This window comes from Bacteroides sp. BFG-606, from assembly GCF_024788145.1.
Taxonomy (GTDB): Bacteria; Bacteroidota; Bacteroidia; order Bacteroidales; family Bacteroidaceae; genus Bacteroides; species Bacteroides vicugnae.
On sequence record NZ_JANUIL010000001.1, the window covers coordinates 2,596,638 to 2,612,944 of the forward strand.

Consider the following 16,307-nt stretch of genomic DNA (forward strand, 5'->3'; position numbering starts at 1 on the left):
GATTTTTAGTTTTCTGATATTTTCTTGAATACATAAGTGTAGGTATTCGAACCGCACCCAGGACTATGAGTAATCACGATGTTACGTTCGCCATTGGTAATGGGGAATAGGATATCGGTACTAGCCTGCTCTGTGGTTCCATCCTCTGTGAAATAGAGGCGAAAAGGATAATAGATATCGTCAACTTTCCACGTGCCATTGTGGCGTACCACAAAAGGCAAATAGTTTTCAATTGTGTACTTACCATCTTTCTTCAGGTCGATTTGGAATTGGCTGAAGTCCATGGTTTCGGTAATATCATTACTGTTGCGGCTCACTGTGGTGAGTTGCCACGTGCCTGATATGTCTTTGACCTGCTCCGTATTTTTGTCAGGATCAGCAGGAGCAGAGAACGTATCACACGATGTCACAAGCAGAGTAGTCAGCAAGGCTATTGCCGCTAAATGTATGCTATGTTTCATATTTTGGGTATTTTATTAGTTGTAATAGGGATTCTGTAGCAAATCTTTCGACTTCACCGTTTCATTGTAAGGAATTGGGAAAAAGTACATAGCCGGACGCCATACATGCGTGCGTACATCAAATTCTTTCCAGGTCTTTGTTCCGTCAGTGGCGCGAGTGATTTCAATGCCATGCATGGTTTTACTTTCAGTTTGCGGAGCAATCATCCAGCGGCGTACATCAAAGAAGCGATGCCCTTCAAAAGCAAATTCAAGGCGGCGTTCTTCCTGAATGGCTTGGCGCATCTGTTTTTGCGTCATGTCCTTTTCAAGTCCATACATACCATCTGCACCGGGCTCGATGCCGGCACGCTTGCGAATGAGTTTTAATATAGGATAGCAACCAAGTTGTTGTCCGCCTAGCGTTTCTTCGAAATCGGGACCATGATATTCATTGGCTGCTTCAGCATACATCAGTAAGATGTCGGCGTAACGTATCAGTGGATCGTTGTGACGGCTTGGGTTCCATGTACTACCTTTACATAAACGATCACATCCCTTGCGTACATAGAAACCGGTGGCAGTGCCTTGGTATACGGCATCGCTTGTCTGCCCTACGCCAATCCATGTGTTAACAACTGTGGTAGCACTGTAAGTATCGTCGGCAGGGACCAAAGCACCGTCATAAATAACAGTATTGTTGAAACGTGGGTCGCGATTTTTGGCGGGATTCAAAGGATCGAATGTATACTGGCTATTGTCAATGGGTTTACCGTCAACCATAGGGAAAGCATCTGCCAAGTCTTTATATATGTATCCGCCGTGGCGTGTTCCGGAGTGACTGCCACTAGGTGGATAGTAAGCAGCTTCATGTCCGGACTCACGTTGATACTTACGGTCAAGGATGTTGCCTGCAAAGGCTCCGTTATTGTTTTTACCATCATCATCGGTCAGATTAGCATTTCGTGTATCACCGGCTTGGAATACGACGTAGAATCCAAAACCAGGTTCAACCTTTCCGTTCAAATCTTTACTTCTAATAAAGAGATTATAGCTTCCTAAGTTGATTACTGCGCGGGCAGCATCCATTGCCGTTTTCCAACGTTCTTTATCGTAAGATGAATAGCCTACTAATTCTTTGGTATCAGTAGGTGCGAAATCACTTCCATTAAATAAGGGACTGGCTGCATAGAGGCAGACACGGGCTTTAAGACCCAATGCTGCTGCCGATGAGGCACGACCGTTTTCTTGGCCTGTTCGTCTTACGGGAAGTACATTAAGTTGGACGATAGAGTCACATTGATGGGTCACATACTCTACACATTCCGCCCATGTATTGCGCGAGGTTTTCATAGTCGAAGTAGCATCATATACATTATTCCCAATAATTGGTACACCACCATAGTGTTTCATTAAAATAAAATAGTACCAGGCACGTAAGAAAAGAGCTTCAGATATGTATTGAGCTTTTCGACTCGACACCATCGGCGACCGGTCGATATTGGCAAGGAATACATTACACCTACGAATGTTGGTGTAGCATTTCGACCATGCATCATCACTTACCGTAACCGGATTAACAGTACCGGTAGCAAACATCATGTTTGTCCAAATGGTAGACGAAGGATAAAATTCAGCTTCGTCGCAAGCACTTTGTATACCACCACCATTGGCTAAAAGGTAGGTCCATCTGTTGTAGTTGATGTCGAACCCGATGTCGGTGTAGATTCCGGTCAGGAAATTGGCGGTATACGTACTATCTGCAAAAACGGTCTCACGATTCAAATCCGAAGTCTGGGTTTGATCAAGGAAACTGTCATTACAGGAGGCAGCGGTTCCTAAAAGTAGGAGTAGCAGCAATGATTTCATATACAATTTCATAGTAAAACTTATAAATTTAAAATTAAACAAATTAAAACCCAACAAGCCGAGACCCATTCACGACTTGAATTTGTATTAAGACGATTGACAAATTATACACCACTAAACACAATACTTTTTTTTCACGCATTAATGTCTAACAAAAAGATTTTTGTACGAAATAATATTAGGATGGTGGTAACTGAAAAATACATCTAAAGAAAAGATATCTTCGAATTAGTGGTTTTTGATTTCTGAATCGTCTTTACCCTATAAACTTAAAAAACTTAATAATCTTAAATATCTTAATTAACATGAAACCAATTCACCTTATTCTAAGTGTCGCACTCTTCGTTGGGGCATGTAGCGGTCAGCAAGAACCTTATTATGGCAATTCAGATGTGAAGATGCCTCAAATTGACTCTGAATGGAACCTCGAACTAATGCCTAATCGAGCAGGGCAATATTGGAAAGTGTTCGTCTATAAGGATTTGAAATACAATGCCCTTTTTACCCGGTCATTGGGCTGGAATGGAGGCGATGGAGTGTTTACTACCGGCTTGCCTGACGGGAATATCTTTTGGTCGTTCAATGATAGCTTCTATGGTGTAGTCAACGAAAATCGTACACGAGGCAATTCCAGTTTCCCGCGTAACAGTATCATGGTGCAAACACCTGGTGAGAAAGATGAAAACTTGGTCTGGTTAGCCGATTATGTACAGACGAGTGATCCTAATGCCGATAGATATTATCAGGTGCGTACTCACATTCGCCATCCGAAAGCTACACTTTCCGCAGAGAAAATACAAGCCGGAGAGATTGACCAGGATTATCTCTACTGGGCAGGAGATGCTACGATATATAATAATCAGATGCAAATGTTGTGGGGAGCTGTCGATAATACAGATCCAAATAATCTGATGCGCCGCTTCGGTACATGCTTGGCTACTTACAGTTTGGAAGGAAAGCCAGGAGATGCTACTTATATGAAACTTATCAGTCGTAACGATGATTTTAACGATCACTCATTAGGTTATGGTGATACCATGTGGGAAGACGAAGACGGGCACACTTATCTTTATACAACTTCTAATTACAAAGTGGCTGTAGCACGTACTGCCACCCACGACCTTGGTAGCCAGTGGGAATATTATGTAGTCGACCCGCAAGGAAATTTCTCGTGGACAACACAGTACCCTTCAACCCAAGATGCAGAATATTCAACGATTATCCCTTTAGAAAGTGGATGTTCCATGCCATGGGTATTTAAGAAAGGAGATACTTACTACATGATTGGACAATCCATTTGGTTCGGACGGGATGTGCTGATGTTCCGTAGTAAGCATCCTTACGGTCCGTTTGTCGACCAAAAGACTCTCTTTACACTGCCCGAATTTCTGGATAAGATTGGCGAACAGCGCTATCAGCATGTTTATATGGTAAATATTCATCCGGCTTTGTCACGTACAGGTGAGTTAGTATTCTCTACCAATACCGACTGTGCCAGCTTCTGGGATAACTTCAATACACCGGGTAGTGCAGACTTCTATCGTCCTTATTTCTACCGTGTATTTAATTGGGAGTCGTTGTATGATAATGACGCTCCACTCGACTGAAATATATCAAGACAATCTATTTGGGACGTCTGCTTTCTCCAAAAGTATAGCTTAAGTTTATAGATAACACCTGTTTCTATGTTTTTTTTATATTATTGTAGACTAAAAATAGTAAATATGATTAAGAATCTTGCAATCTCTCTGTTCTTTTTATTAGGGAGTGCTACGCTTTCAGCACAAGTGAATTTGCTCCCCATATTCTCTGATAACATGGTGTTGCAGCAACAAACACAAGCTCCTGTATGGGGTAAGTCTAAACCCAATAAGAAAGTAGAAATTACTACCTCATGGGATCAGAAGAAATATACTATTCAGGCTGATGCACAAGGGAATTGGAAGACTAAAGTAGATACTCCGGTCGCCGGAGGCCCATATACGATAACTATTTCTGACGGGAAACCAGTAAAGTTGAATAATGTGATGATTGGTGAAGTATGGGTATGTTCCGGCCAATCCAATATGGAAATGCAGGTAGAAGGTTGGGGTAAAGTGATGAACTATCAACAAGAGAAAGAGGAGGCGAACAACTATCCGAATATTCGTTTCTTGTTGGTAGAGAAAGCAACAAGTCCATTGCCAGTAAATGATATGAAAGCAGCAGGTAATGGTTGGCAGGTTTGCTCTTCAAAAAGTGTGGCAGACTTTTCGGCAGCCGGTTATTTTTTCGGGCGCGATTTGCATAAGTATCAAAATGTGCCAATCGGACTGATAGATACTTCCTGGGGAGGTACTTATATTGAAACATGGACGAGTAAAGAGGCTTTGGCAACCATGCCGGATATGCAGAAGAAACTGGAGGTACTGAAAGGACTTCCAATTTCATCCGAAGATCGTGAAAAGAAATTCCATTCAGATGTGGAAGACTGGAAGAAAGAGATTGAAAAGATTGACAAAGGATTTGTGGATGGCAGAGCTGTATGGACAGTCACAGACTTTGAAGACAGTGCATGGAAAACGATGAAAGTGCCGGGGCTGATGCAGGAGCAAGGCTTGAAAGGCTTTAATGGTATTGTTTGGTTTAGAAAAACAATAGATATTCCGGCAAAATGGGAAGGTAAAGAACTGACGTTGAATGTCGGAGTAATTGATGATAATGATTTCACCTATTTCAATGGCGTACAAGTGGGACACACCGAGGGGTGGATGGCTCCCAGAAGCTACAAAGTACCCAAAGAACTGGTAAAAGGTGGTAAGGCGGTGATTGCTGTGCGTGTGATGGACACAGGAGGTACGGGTGGTATAAATGGAAGTCCTGAAAGTATCTCACTCCATCGCTCTCAATCAGACGCTATACCATTGGCCGGTGATTGGAAATATCAGGTTTCTTTGAATATAAAAGATATTCCACAAATGCCTGTAAATACAGCTAATGAACCTAATATTCCCGGCTTCTTATTTAATGCGATGCTGAATCCGTTGATTCCCTATAGCATAAAGGGAGCCATTTGGTATCAGGGTGAGGCTAATACCGGACAAGCATATCTGTATCGTGAGTTGATGCCATTGATGATTACCGACTGGCGGAATCGTTGGGGAACTGATTTTCCATTTTATATGGTACAACTTGCCAGTTTCACAGCTCAACAAACCTCTCCGGTGGATGCAACCTGGGCTGAATTGAGAGAGGCTCAAACGCGAACATTGCATCTTGAAAATACAGGAATGGCTGTGACCATTGATATAGGTGATGCTTTTGATATTCATCCGAAAAATAAACAGGAAGTCGGCAGGCGTTTGGCATTGGCTGCGCGGGCACAGACTTATGGTGAGAAAATACCATATTCCGGTCCAATGTATGATACGTATCAGATGGAAGGTAATAAGATCCGTATTTATTTCAAACATACGGACGGTGGGTTGAAGACTGCAAATAACGAAATAATAAAAGGATTTACTATTGCCGGTGTCGATCATAAATTCCATTGGGCTGATGCTGTGATTGAGGGTAACACAATCGTAGTATCTTCGCCGGCAGTCGCTTTCCCGGTAGCAGTTAGATATGCATGGGCTGATAATCCGATCTGTAATTTGTATAATGGAGCCAATCTTCCGGCATCTCCATTCCGTACGGATGATTGGCCGGGAATCACTGCTGGCAATAAATGATTCATTCAATCTATCAGTAAAAATAGTACGTTACACATTAAAGAATAATCATGAGAAAACTAATTTATCTAGTAATCTTTCTTTTTATTTCCACTGGAATATACGCTCAAACGAAAGACTTGGTGCAATACGTCAATACGTTACAGGGCACTGATTCCCATTTTGGATTAAGTTATGGAAATACATATCCTACTACCGGTATGCCTTATGCCATGCACACATGGTCTGCACAAACCGGAAAGAATGGAGAGGGCTGGAAGTATCAGTATGCGGTAGATGCCATCAGAGGATTCTGCCAGTCACATCAATGCAGCCCGTGGATGAGTGATTATGCCGTATATTCCTTTATGCCGATGGTGGGAGAACTAGTCGTAAATCAGGATAAACGGGCGACGAAATTTAGTCATGACAATGAAATAGCCAAGCCGCATTATTATAAAGTAACATTGAATAATGGCATTACCACCGAAATGGCACCGACTACCCGCGGCGTGCATTTGCGTTTTTCCTATCCCTCTACTGGAGACGCCTATCTGGTGATAGACGGATATACGGATATGAGTGAAATCAAAATAGATCCCGCCAAGAGACAAATATCCGGTTGGGTGAATAACCAGCGTTTTGTAAATAATTCCAAGACATTCCGCAGTTATTTCGTTGTGCAATTCGATAAAGCATTTGAAGATTACGGCGTATGGGAAAATCAGAAAGATGAAATCTTCTCTAAAAAACAGGAGGGAGCAGGCAAAGGTTATGGTGCTTATATCAAGTTTAAAAAAGGCTCGAAAGTACAGGCTAAGGCAGCCTCTTCCTATATCAGTGCAGAACAGGCTGTGATTACTTTGAACGATGAACTGGGTAAAGACTCCAACCTGGAAACTACTAAAGCCCGTGGACAAAAAACATGGAATGAACTGCTGAACAGAATTCAGGTAGAGGGTGGAACAGAAGAACAAATGAAGACTTTTTATTCATGTCTGTTCCGTGCTAATCTTTTCTCACGTAAATTCTACGAACGTAAAGCGAACGGAGAACCTTATTATTACAGCCCTTACGATGGCAAAGTATATGACGGATATATGTATACCGATAATGGATTCTGGGATACTTTCCGTTCACAGTTCCCACTGACCAATATTCTTCATCCCACCATGCAGGGACGTTATATGAATGCTTTGCTTGCCGCACAGGAACAATGCGGTTGGCTGCCATCCTGGTCGGCTCCCGGAGAAACGGGAGGAATGTTGGGTAATCACTCCATCTCATTATTGGCAGACGCATGGGCAAAAGGCATCCGCACCTTCGACCCGGAAAAAGCTTTGAAAGCATACGCACACGAAGCGATGAACAAAGGTCCCTGGGGAGGAGCCAACGGACGCGGCTTCTGGAAAGAATATTTTGAACTGGGATATGTTCCTTATCCGGAATCAATGGGATCGAGTGCCCAGACCATGGAATATGCTTATGATGACTTCTGTGGCTACCAGCTGGCAAAAATGGTCGGAAACAAACACTATCAGGAAGTTTTTGCTCGTCAGATGTACAACTATAAGAATGTATTCGATCCATCCATCGGCTTTATGCGTGGAAAAGGAGTCGATGGCAAATGGCAGGAACCGTTTGACCCGCTGGAATGGGGCGGACCTTTCTGTGAGGGCAATGCTTGGCATTATACCTGGTCGGTATTCCATGATACCGAAGGATTAATCAACTTGTTCGGAAGCGATGAGAAGTTTACTACCAAAATAGATTCAGTGTTTACCCTGCCCAGCACTATCAAGCCGGGAACATACGGAGGAGTGATCCATGAAATGAAAGAAATGGAATTGGCAGGGATGGGACAGTATGCACATGGCAATCAGCCGATTCAGCACATGCCTTACTTGTATAGCTATGCCGGACAGCCATGGAAAACACAGTATTGGGTACGTCAGATTGTTGAAAGACTCTATAATTCAACAGAAAGAGGATATCCGGGTGATGAAGATCAAGGCGGTATGTCATCTTGGTATATATTGAGTTCATTAGGTATATATGCCGTTTGTCCGGGTACGGATGAATATGTGATTGGCAGTCCACTATTTAAAAAGGCTACCATAACGCTGGAAAACGGAAATAAGTTTGTGATCGAAGCAAATAACAACAATAAAGAGAATGTCTATATCCAGTCTGCTACTTTGAATGGACGTGTATTGGACAAGAATTTCATTAAATATGACGACATAGCAGACGGTGGTACGCTCCGTTTTGAAATGGGAGGGCAACCGAATAAAGAAAGATGCACGTCAAAATATGCCGCTCCTTTCTCTCTGTCGAAAGAATAAGAAAAGAAACAACGAAATGCAGTATGAAAAATAAAGTTTTAACAGGTTTATTATTGGTATTGATTGGAGGGTGGGGGAGCCTCCTGGCACAGAATGCCGGGAGCAATTATGCCCGTCAGGTGAATACACTGATAGGTACAAAAGGCGTTGGTCTGACTTCGGGATATCTTTATCCCGGAGCCACCTATCCTTATGGAATGGTGCAGTTCACCCCTTCTTACTTTTCCAAACGTTCAGGATTCGTCATCAACCAATTGAGTGGCGGCGGTTGCGAACACATGGGCAACTTCCCTACTTTTCCGGTAAAAGGCAAACTGAAGATGTCTCCGGACAACATTCTCAACTATCGTATCAATATCTCTGAAGAAAAAGGACACGCAGGTTATTATGAGGCAATGGTGCAGGAAGATATCAAAGCCAAACTGACTGTGACCGAAAGAACCGGTATGGCGAATTATGAATATCCGGCAGATCAACAATATGGTACGGTCATTATCGGTGGAGGTATTTCCGCCACTCCGATCGAGCAGGCAGCCGTTGTAATCACTGCACCGAATAAGTGTGAAGGTTATGCGGAGGGTGGCAATTTCTGCGGTCTGCGTACACCGTATAAAGTCTATTTCGTTGCAGAATTTGATGCCGATGCCTTGGAATCGGGAACCTGGAAAAGAGATGAACTGAAACCGAACACCACTTTTGCCGAGGGAGAATATTCCGGAGTCTACTTTACTTTTGATGTAAGCAAGAAGAAAAATATCCAGTATAAGATTGGTGTTTCTTATGTTTCCGTAGAAAATGCACGTGAGAATCTGAAAGCAGAGAATACCGGATGGGACTTCTTACAGATTCAAAACCAGGCAGAATCCAAGTGGAATGACTACTTGGGTAAAATCGAAGTAGAGGGCACTAATCCGGACCGGACCACTCAATTTTATACCCATCTGTATCGTTCGTTCATTCACCCGAATGTATGCAGTGATGTGAACGGAGAGTATATGGGAGCTGATTTCAAGGTGCATAAGTCCCGTTCTAAACACTATACCTCTTTCAGCAACTGGGATACCTATCGCACACAGATTCAATTATTGTCGATGCTCGATCCCGAAGTAGCTTCTGATATTGTGATTTCTCACCAACTATTTGCTGAAGAAGCTGGCGGCGCTTATCCACGTTGGGTCATGGCGAATATTGAAACCGGAGTGATGCAAGGAGATCCGACTCCTATCCTGATCTCTAATGCCTATGCTTTTGGTGCCCGTAATTATGATCCGAAGCCGATTTTCAAAATAATGAGAAAGGGAGCCGAAGAACCGGGAGCAATGTCGCAGAATGTGGAGGCGCGTCCGGGATTGAAACAGTATTTGGATAAAGGATATTATAATGCTTCCATTCAGTTGGAATATACTTCTGCGGATTTTGCCATCGGACAGTTTGCATTGCACGCCGTAGGAGATGAATTTGCAAGTTGGCGTTATTTTCATTTTGCCCGTTCATGGAAGAATCTGTACAATCCGGAAACCGGCTGGTTGCAATCACGTAATCCGGATGGTTCGTGGAAACCTTTGACTGAAGACTTCCGTGAATCGACCTATAAGAATTATTTCTGGATGGTGCCTTACGATATTGCCGGTCTGATTGAAATAATCGGTGGAAAAGCCGCGGCAGAGAAACGTTTGGACGAATTCTTCACCCGTCTGGATGCCGGCTACAATGATGCCTGGTTTGCTTCCGGCAATGAACCGAGTTTCCATATCCCCTGGATATACAACTGGGTGGGAACTCCCTACAAAGCACAGGAAATTATCAACCGTGTATTGAATGAACAGTATTCAAGTAAAATTGACGGTCTGCCGGGTAATGATGATTTAGGTACGATGGGTGCCTGGTATGTGTTTGCCTGTATCGGTCTTTATCCCGAAATACCGGGAATAGGAGGCTTTACTGTAAATACACCAATCTTTTCATCGGTGAAAGTTCATCTGAAGAAAGGAGATATAGTGATAAAAGGCGGTTCGGAAAAGAATATCTATATCAAATCCATGAAGTTGAATGGCAAACCGTATGATAGTACATGGATAGATTGGAATCAACTTAATAATGGTGGGACTATTGATTTTGCTACCTCGGCCAAACCCGATGTAAAATGGGGAACTAAAGTGGTGCCTCCCTCTTTCCCTTAAAGAAATAAAGCAGGTTGGTAATAATTTTGCAAAAAGATTAGGCACGGATTACACGGATTTCACGGTTTTTAGAATGATGGGTATGTAAAGCAACAGCGTTAATCTGTGTAATCCGTGCCTATTTTATTATAAAAACTAATTATGAAGACATATTAATCAAACAACGTAAGAATGAAAAGAAAACTACAGAACATAGCTTATCTATTGATGGCTGCCGCATTCGTTACTTCATGCGGCGAGAAGAAACAAACATCCGAATTTCCGGATTGGGCGTGGGCGGACTTCCAGCGTCCGGAAGGCGTTAATCCAATTATCTCACCTGATACTACTACTATTTTCTATTGTCCGATGAGGCAGGATTCAGTGGCATGGGAGGCGAGCGATACATTCAATCCGGCTGCCACCGTTTATGATGGAAAAGTAGTAGTGCTCTATCGGGCTGAAGATAATTCGGCAACCGGTATCGGTTCACGTACTTCCCGTTTAGGATACGCTTCTTCCGATGACGGAATCCATTTCCAACGAATGTCTGTTCCCGTATTTTATCCGGCAGACGATAGTCAGAAAGAACTCGAGAATCCGGGTGGTTGCGAAGACCCGCGCGTTGCCGTAACAGAAGACGGACTCTATGTAATGCATTACACACAATGGAATCGTAAACAGGCACGTTTGGCAGTGGCCACCTCACGTGACCTCCAAACTTGGGAAAAACACGGACCTGCTTTTGCCAAAGCCTATAATGGAAGATTTCTGGATGAATTCTCAAAGTCTGCCTCTATCCTGACTAAATTAGTTGACGGCAAACAAGTGATCGCTCAAATAGATGGGAAATACTGGATGTATTGGGGAGAAAAGTTTGTCAATGTAGCTACCTCCACAGACCTCGCCAACTGGGAACCAATGTTGGATGAAAACGGCGAATTCCTGAAAGTCATGATACCCCGTCCGGGTAAATTCGACAGTGACCTGACCGAATGTGGTCCTCCTGCTATCCTGACAGATAAAGGAATCCTGTTGTTTTATAACGGTAAAAACAAATCGGGTGCAGAGGGGGATACGCTTTATACAGCGAATTCCTATTGTGCCGGACAAGCCCTGTTTGATAGTAAAGACCCTACCAAACTAATCGATCGTCTGGATAAACCGTTCTATACTCCCGAATCAGACTTTGAGAAAAGCGGACAATACCCTGCCGGAACGGTATTTATCGAGGGACTTGTATTCCACAACCAGAAGTGGTTCCTCTATTATGGCTGTGCTGATTCTCGCGTGGCAGTTGCTGTATACGATTCTCTCAAAAAATAAAGAAAATGTTCATGAAGAAGATCATAATCTTTCTGTTTGGCATTTGTATTTGTAAAAAATATTAAGACATGAAAAAGATTTTTGTATTGATTGCGGCAGTTTGTATGACATATACTACTGCCTTTGCTCAAACTGTGAAACCTTTTAAAGAGGGTGAAAGAGCAGTATTTTTAGGAAACAGTATCACGGATGGCGGTCATTACCATTCGTATATCTGGTTGTATTATATGACTCGTTTTCCGAATATGCCTCTCCGCATATTGAATGGTGGTATTGGCGGAGATACGGCATATGATATGAACAAACGCTTGGATGGAGATATTTTCCCAATGAAACCCTCTGTATTGATGGTTACTTTTGGTATGAATGACTCCGGATATTTTGAATATAACGGGGATAATCCCAAAGAATTCGGTGAACAGAAATATCAGGAAAGTATCAAGAACTATCAGCAAATGGAGAAGCGTTTCAAAGATCTTCCTGATACCCGTATTGTGATGGTCGGAACTTCCCCTTATGATGAAACCGTGCAATTGAAAGAGAATGTACCGTTCAAAACAAAGAACGAAACTATCAAACGTATCGTTGAATACCAGAAAGAATCTGCAGCTAAGAACAATTGGGAATTTACGGATTTGAATGCTCCTATGGTTGCTTTGAATCAACAAAACCAACAGAAAGATCCGGCATTTACGCTTTGTGGCAGCGACCGTATTCATCCGGATAATGACGGACACATGGTGATGGCTTACCTTTTCCTGAAAGCACAAGGATTTGTGGGTAAAGAAGTAGCAGAAATGGAGATAAATGCTAATAAGAAACAGGCAGTTAAAGCAGAGAATTGTACAGTCTCAAATATCAAGAAGAACGGGAAAGATTTGAGCTTTGACTATCTGGCAGAAGCTCTTCCTTATCCTTTGGATACGATTGCCCGTGGATGGGGACAAAAAAAGGGTCAGGCAGAAGCTACGAAAGTCATTCCTTTTATGGATGAAATGAATCGTGAGGTTCTGAAAGTAACAGGTCTGAAAGGTGATTATAAATTGTTGATTGATGAGGAAGAAATTGGAATATGGAGTGGAGACGACTTGGCAAAAGGCATTAATCTAGCTGCCGAATCCAAAACTCCTCAATATCAACAGGCATTGACAGTGATGCACCTGAATGAATATCGTTGGGAGATTGAAAGAACATTCAGAGAGTATGCATGGTGTCAATTTGGCTTTTTCCAGCAGCAGGGATTGTTGTTCGCTAATGATAGAAAAGCAATTGAGATAATGGATGAAAACGTGGATAAGAATGTCTGGTTGAAAGGACGTCGCGATATGTATTCAAAGATGATGCTGGATCCTGTCCGTGAAGCTCGTGAGCAGGAAATGGAAGTTCTTATCAATAAGATTTATGAGGTTAATAAACCTGTAGTAAGAAAGATTTTACTTAGAAAGATATGATGCGATAATGACGTAGAAATACGATAGAATACTCATCGTAATGAGAAAAAATACTCATACCAATGGAAATATATTCTCATAGGTATGAGTATTTTTTCTCATAGGGATAAGTATTGTTGAGAATTTGAGTTTTTAATTCTTCTTCCAGAAGTCGGAAGTGAAAAGCAATAATACAGTAAATAATTCCAAGCGTCCCAAGAGCATTAAGAAAGAAAGCAGCCATTTGGCAGCATCGGGCAATGCACTCCACGAGAAAGCCGGGCCACATGTGCCGAGGCCTGGTCCCATATTGCCTATGCTTGAGATTATTGTTCCTATTGATTCCAAGAAACCGACTCCTAAGCCCATCATGACAAGAACACTGATGATAACAATAACTACATACAAAAAGGTGAAAGCCAATACAGTAGACTGGATGGAAGGGGAAATAACTTGCTTATTTACCCGCACCGGAAGTATGGCGTTAGGGTGAAGAATATGTTTGAATTCATTTTTCACTACTTGAAACAGAATAACCATACGAATACACTTGATCCCCCCTGTTGTACTGCCGGCACAAGCTCCGATAATCATCACAATGACGAGGCAGCCCCAAAGGATGGAAGGCCAAAGCATATAGTCAGCTGTGACGAATCCCGTAGAAGTTTGCAATGAAATCACTTGGAAAAGCGATTTCCGGAATGCCTCCTCTACTCCCATAGAAGAAGTCTGATGGAGCCAGACAGCAATGAATAGAGTGAAGAATGAAACACAAATAAAGTAGAACTTCAGTTCCGCATCATGTAGGAACTTCTTAATTTTCCCATTAAACATCAACAGTAGCAATGTGAAGTTAATTCCTGAAAGGAACATGAAAATGGAAATTACATAGTCTATGTAAGGTGAATGGTAATATTCAATGCTGGCCTGTTTGGTAGAGAACCCACCGGTACTGGTCGTTGCAAAAGCATGACATATACTATCGAATATACTCATGCCACCACCTATTAATAAAATAATCAGTGTTCCCGTCATTCCGGCATAAATACCCCAAATCCATTTAGCGGTGATGCCAATGCGGGGATGCACTTTGTCATGAGTAGGTCCACTGGCTTCTGCTGCGAATACCTGAATTCCGCCCACACCGAAAATCGGCAGAACGGCAATGGTGAAGAATACAATACCCAAACCACCTATCCATTGCGTCATAGCCCGCCAGAAAAGTATTCCGTGGGGCATTGACTCAATATTATTCAGAATAGTGGCCCCCGTACTACTAAATCCGGACATCGTTTCAAAAAAAGCATCTGTAACATTGGGAATATATCCTCCTATATAATAAGGTAACATTCCGAAAAGGGAAAAGGTAACCCATGCTGCGCTGACGATGACATATCCATCGCGGCGATTCAAGGATTTCACTGCGTCTTTCCCGACGGCAAGCAACAGAACGCCGATACAGGCTGTGACAGCAGATGAAATCAGGAAACTCTGCAAGTCATTCTCTTTATAAAAAAGAGAGACCGCTCCACAACATAACAGCATCGCTGTTTCTATCAGAAGCAGAAAGCCCAGAATCCGGAATATCATCTTTGAATTAATCATAAACTAGTATTAAGTATCAGGTATTAAGTATCAGGTATTAAGTATTAGTCGGTGAAAATGGGTTGCCACGGTTAATACTTAATACCTGATACTTAATACTTAATTAAAGAACTTCTCAATCTTTTTAATCATCATACTCAAACAGAATACGACTACATGGTCGCCGGGACGGATTTGTGTATCACCCGTCACCAAGATACCTTCTCCGTTGCGGATCATTCCTCCGATGGTAGTTCCCTTCGGGAGTCCCAGGTCTTTAATCAGGTGTTTGGTGATTTTAGCACCTTCCGGTACAGTGAATTCAGCAACGTCCGCATTGGCAAAAGTAAGACATTTCACATTAGACACGTCGGCATCCAACATCATTTGGTAGATATGGCTGGCAGCAATCATTTTTTTATTGATAACAGTACCGATGTCAAGACTTTCCGCCATACCTATATAGTCGATATTCTCTACTTCTGCCACCGTCTTTTCCACTCCCATACGTTTAGCGGCGAGACAGGCTAGAATATTTGTTTCCGAGTTACCGGTCAGAGCAACAAATGCTTCGGTATTCTTTAGTCCTTCTTCGATGAGCAGATCCATGTCTCGGCCATCTCCGTTGATAATCATTGTCTTATCATCCAGTAACTCTGTCAGGCGGTTACAACGGTTCAGGTCATTATCAACTATTTTCACCTGCATATAGTCCGGCACATATTGTGCGGTACGGACTGCGATGCGGCTTCCCCCCATAATCATCACATTGCGTACGTCGGCATAATCTTCCTTGCCGGCTATCTTACGAATATAAGGAATATACTTGCGGGTAGTGGTGAAATAAACAATATCATGCAATTTAACGACATCGTCTCCACGCGGAATAATCGTTTCCGTTCCGCGTTTGATGGCTACTACGTGATAAGGTATGTTAGGACCGCCTAGCTGATGCAGCGGTATATTCAGGATTTCAGCCTTTTCGCGCATCTTCGTACCAATCAGAACCAGAGAACCTCCACAAAACTCCCACCATTGGCGTACCCAGCTCATACGCATGGAAGATACGATTTCTTTGGCAGCCAGCATTTCCGGGTAAATCAGCGAATCTACTCCCAGCTTCTGGAAAAACTCTTTATTTTTGGGCAGAAGATATTCATAATTGTCGATACGTGCCACTGTCTTTTTAGCTCCCAGATTGGTAGCCAGCATACAGGCAGTCATGTTACGGCTTTCGTCCGGTGTGACTGCGATAAACAGGTCGGCTTCTTTGACGCCCACTTCCTTTAATCCGGAGATGGAAGAAGGAGAAGCGGCAACAGTCAGCAAGTCAAAATTGGCACTAAGAGCACTTAGTTTCTCTTCGTCATCATCCATCAAGATGATATCTTGCTTCTCGCGCGATAACAGCTTGGCCAAATGGGTGCCTACGTTGCCGGCACCGGCAATAATAATCTTCATG

Annotated in this window: 10 protein-coding genes; 6 read left to right on the forward strand and 4 right to left on the reverse strand. The window is 42.7% G+C overall.

Features of this window, described 5'->3' with window-relative positions; genetic code table 11:
* Nucleotides 1-5: 5 nt before the first annotated feature.
* Both NXV01_RS09290 and NXV01_RS09295 read right to left on the reverse strand, forming a co-directional pair.
* The gene (locus NXV01_RS09290) at nt 6-461 is read right to left on the reverse strand and encodes a DUF5004 domain-containing protein (RefSeq protein WP_004324863.1); all 456 of its coding nucleotides are present in this window, start codon (nt 459-461) and stop codon (nt 6-8) included.
* A 15-nt stretch (nt 462-476) separates the two neighbouring features.
* Nucleotides 477-2,321, reverse strand: coding sequence for a RagB/SusD family nutrient uptake outer membrane protein (locus tag NXV01_RS09295; protein WP_217722058.1), 1,845 nt, complete (start codon nt 2,319-2,321; stop codon nt 477-479).
* 293 nt (nt 2,322-2,614) lie between these two features.
* Between NXV01_RS09295 and NXV01_RS09300 the strand changes: the two genes are divergently transcribed.
* The 6 genes from NXV01_RS09300 to NXV01_RS09325 all read left to right on the forward strand — a co-directional run bounded on the left by NXV01_RS09300 (nt 2,615) and on the right by NXV01_RS09325 (nt 13,282).
* Nucleotides 2,615-3,916: a DUF5005 domain-containing protein gene (locus tag NXV01_RS09300; RefSeq protein ID WP_217722056.1), complete on the forward strand. Its 1,302-nt coding sequence runs from the start codon at nt 2,615-2,617 to the stop codon at nt 3,914-3,916.
* Between the two features lie 117 nt (nt 3,917-4,033).
* The gene (locus NXV01_RS09305) at nt 4,034-6,022 is read left to right on the forward strand and encodes a sialate O-acetylesterase (protein ID WP_259022240.1); all 1,989 of its coding nucleotides are present in this window, start codon (nt 4,034-4,036) and stop codon (nt 6,020-6,022) included.
* Nucleotides 6,023-6,072: 50 nt separating this feature from the next.
* Complete coding sequence (locus NXV01_RS09310; RefSeq protein ID WP_259022241.1) at nt 6,073-8,346, forward strand: GH92 family glycosyl hydrolase; 2,274 nt, start codon at nt 6,073-6,075, stop codon at nt 8,344-8,346.
* A gap of 23 nt (nt 8,347-8,369) precedes the next feature.
* A complete protein-coding gene (locus NXV01_RS09315) occupies nt 8,370-10,526 on the forward strand; it encodes a GH92 family glycosyl hydrolase (protein WP_259022242.1) in 2,157 nt (718 codons plus the stop codon).
* Between the two features lie 171 nt (nt 10,527-10,697).
* Entirely contained in the window at nt 10,698-11,831 is a 1,134-nt protein-coding gene (locus tag NXV01_RS09320) for a glycoside hydrolase family 130 protein (RefSeq protein WP_259022243.1), read from the forward strand.
* A gap of 68 nt (nt 11,832-11,899) precedes the next feature.
* Nucleotides 11,900-13,282, forward strand: coding sequence for an SGNH/GDSL hydrolase family protein (locus NXV01_RS09325; RefSeq protein ID WP_234132302.1), 1,383 nt, complete (start codon nt 11,900-11,902; stop codon nt 13,280-13,282).
* 132 nt (nt 13,283-13,414) lie between these two features.
* Here NXV01_RS09325 and NXV01_RS09330 read toward each other — a convergent pair whose 3' ends face one another.
* Both NXV01_RS09330 and trkA read right to left on the reverse strand, forming a co-directional pair.
* Complete coding sequence (locus NXV01_RS09330) at nt 13,415-14,866, reverse strand: TrkH family potassium uptake protein (protein WP_148366421.1); 1,452 nt, start codon at nt 14,864-14,866, stop codon at nt 13,415-13,417.
* A gap of 99 nt (nt 14,867-14,965) precedes the next feature.
* Nucleotides 14,966-16,306, reverse strand: a complete 1,341-nt coding sequence (gene trkA, locus NXV01_RS09335; RefSeq protein ID WP_009000401.1) for a Trk system potassium transporter TrkA — start codon at nt 16,304-16,306, stop codon at nt 14,966-14,968.
* Nucleotide 16,307: the final 1 nt, after the last annotated feature.

Coding starts and splice junctions, on each gene's coding strand:
- NXV01_RS09290 (WP_004324863.1), bottom strand. CDS start 461: ATGAAACATAGCATACATTTAGCGGCAATAGCCTTGCTGACTACTCTG.
- NXV01_RS09295 (WP_217722058.1), bottom strand. CDS start 2,321: ATGAAATTGTATATGAAATCATTGCTGCTACTCCTACTTTTAGGAACC.
- NXV01_RS09300 (WP_217722056.1), top strand. CDS start 2,615: ATGAAACCAATTCACCTTATTCTAAGTGTCGCACTCTTCGTTGGGGCA.
- NXV01_RS09305 (WP_259022240.1), top strand. CDS start 4,034: ATGATTAAGAATCTTGCAATCTCTCTGTTCTTTTTATTAGGGAGTGCT.
- NXV01_RS09310 (WP_259022241.1), top strand. CDS start 6,073: ATGAGAAAACTAATTTATCTAGTAATCTTTCTTTTTATTTCCACTGGA.
- NXV01_RS09315 (WP_259022242.1), top strand. CDS start 8,370: ATGAAAAATAAAGTTTTAACAGGTTTATTATTGGTATTGATTGGAGGG.
- NXV01_RS09320 (WP_259022243.1), top strand. CDS start 10,698: ATGAAAAGAAAACTACAGAACATAGCTTATCTATTGATGGCTGCCGCA.
- NXV01_RS09325 (WP_234132302.1), top strand. CDS start 11,900: ATGAAAAAGATTTTTGTATTGATTGCGGCAGTTTGTATGACATATACT.
- NXV01_RS09330 (WP_148366421.1), bottom strand. CDS start 14,866: ATGATTAATTCAAAGATGATATTCCGGATTCTGGGCTTTCTGCTTCTG.
- trkA (WP_009000401.1), bottom strand. CDS start 16,306: ATGAAGATTATTATTGCCGGTGCCGGCAACGTAGGCACCCATTTGGCC.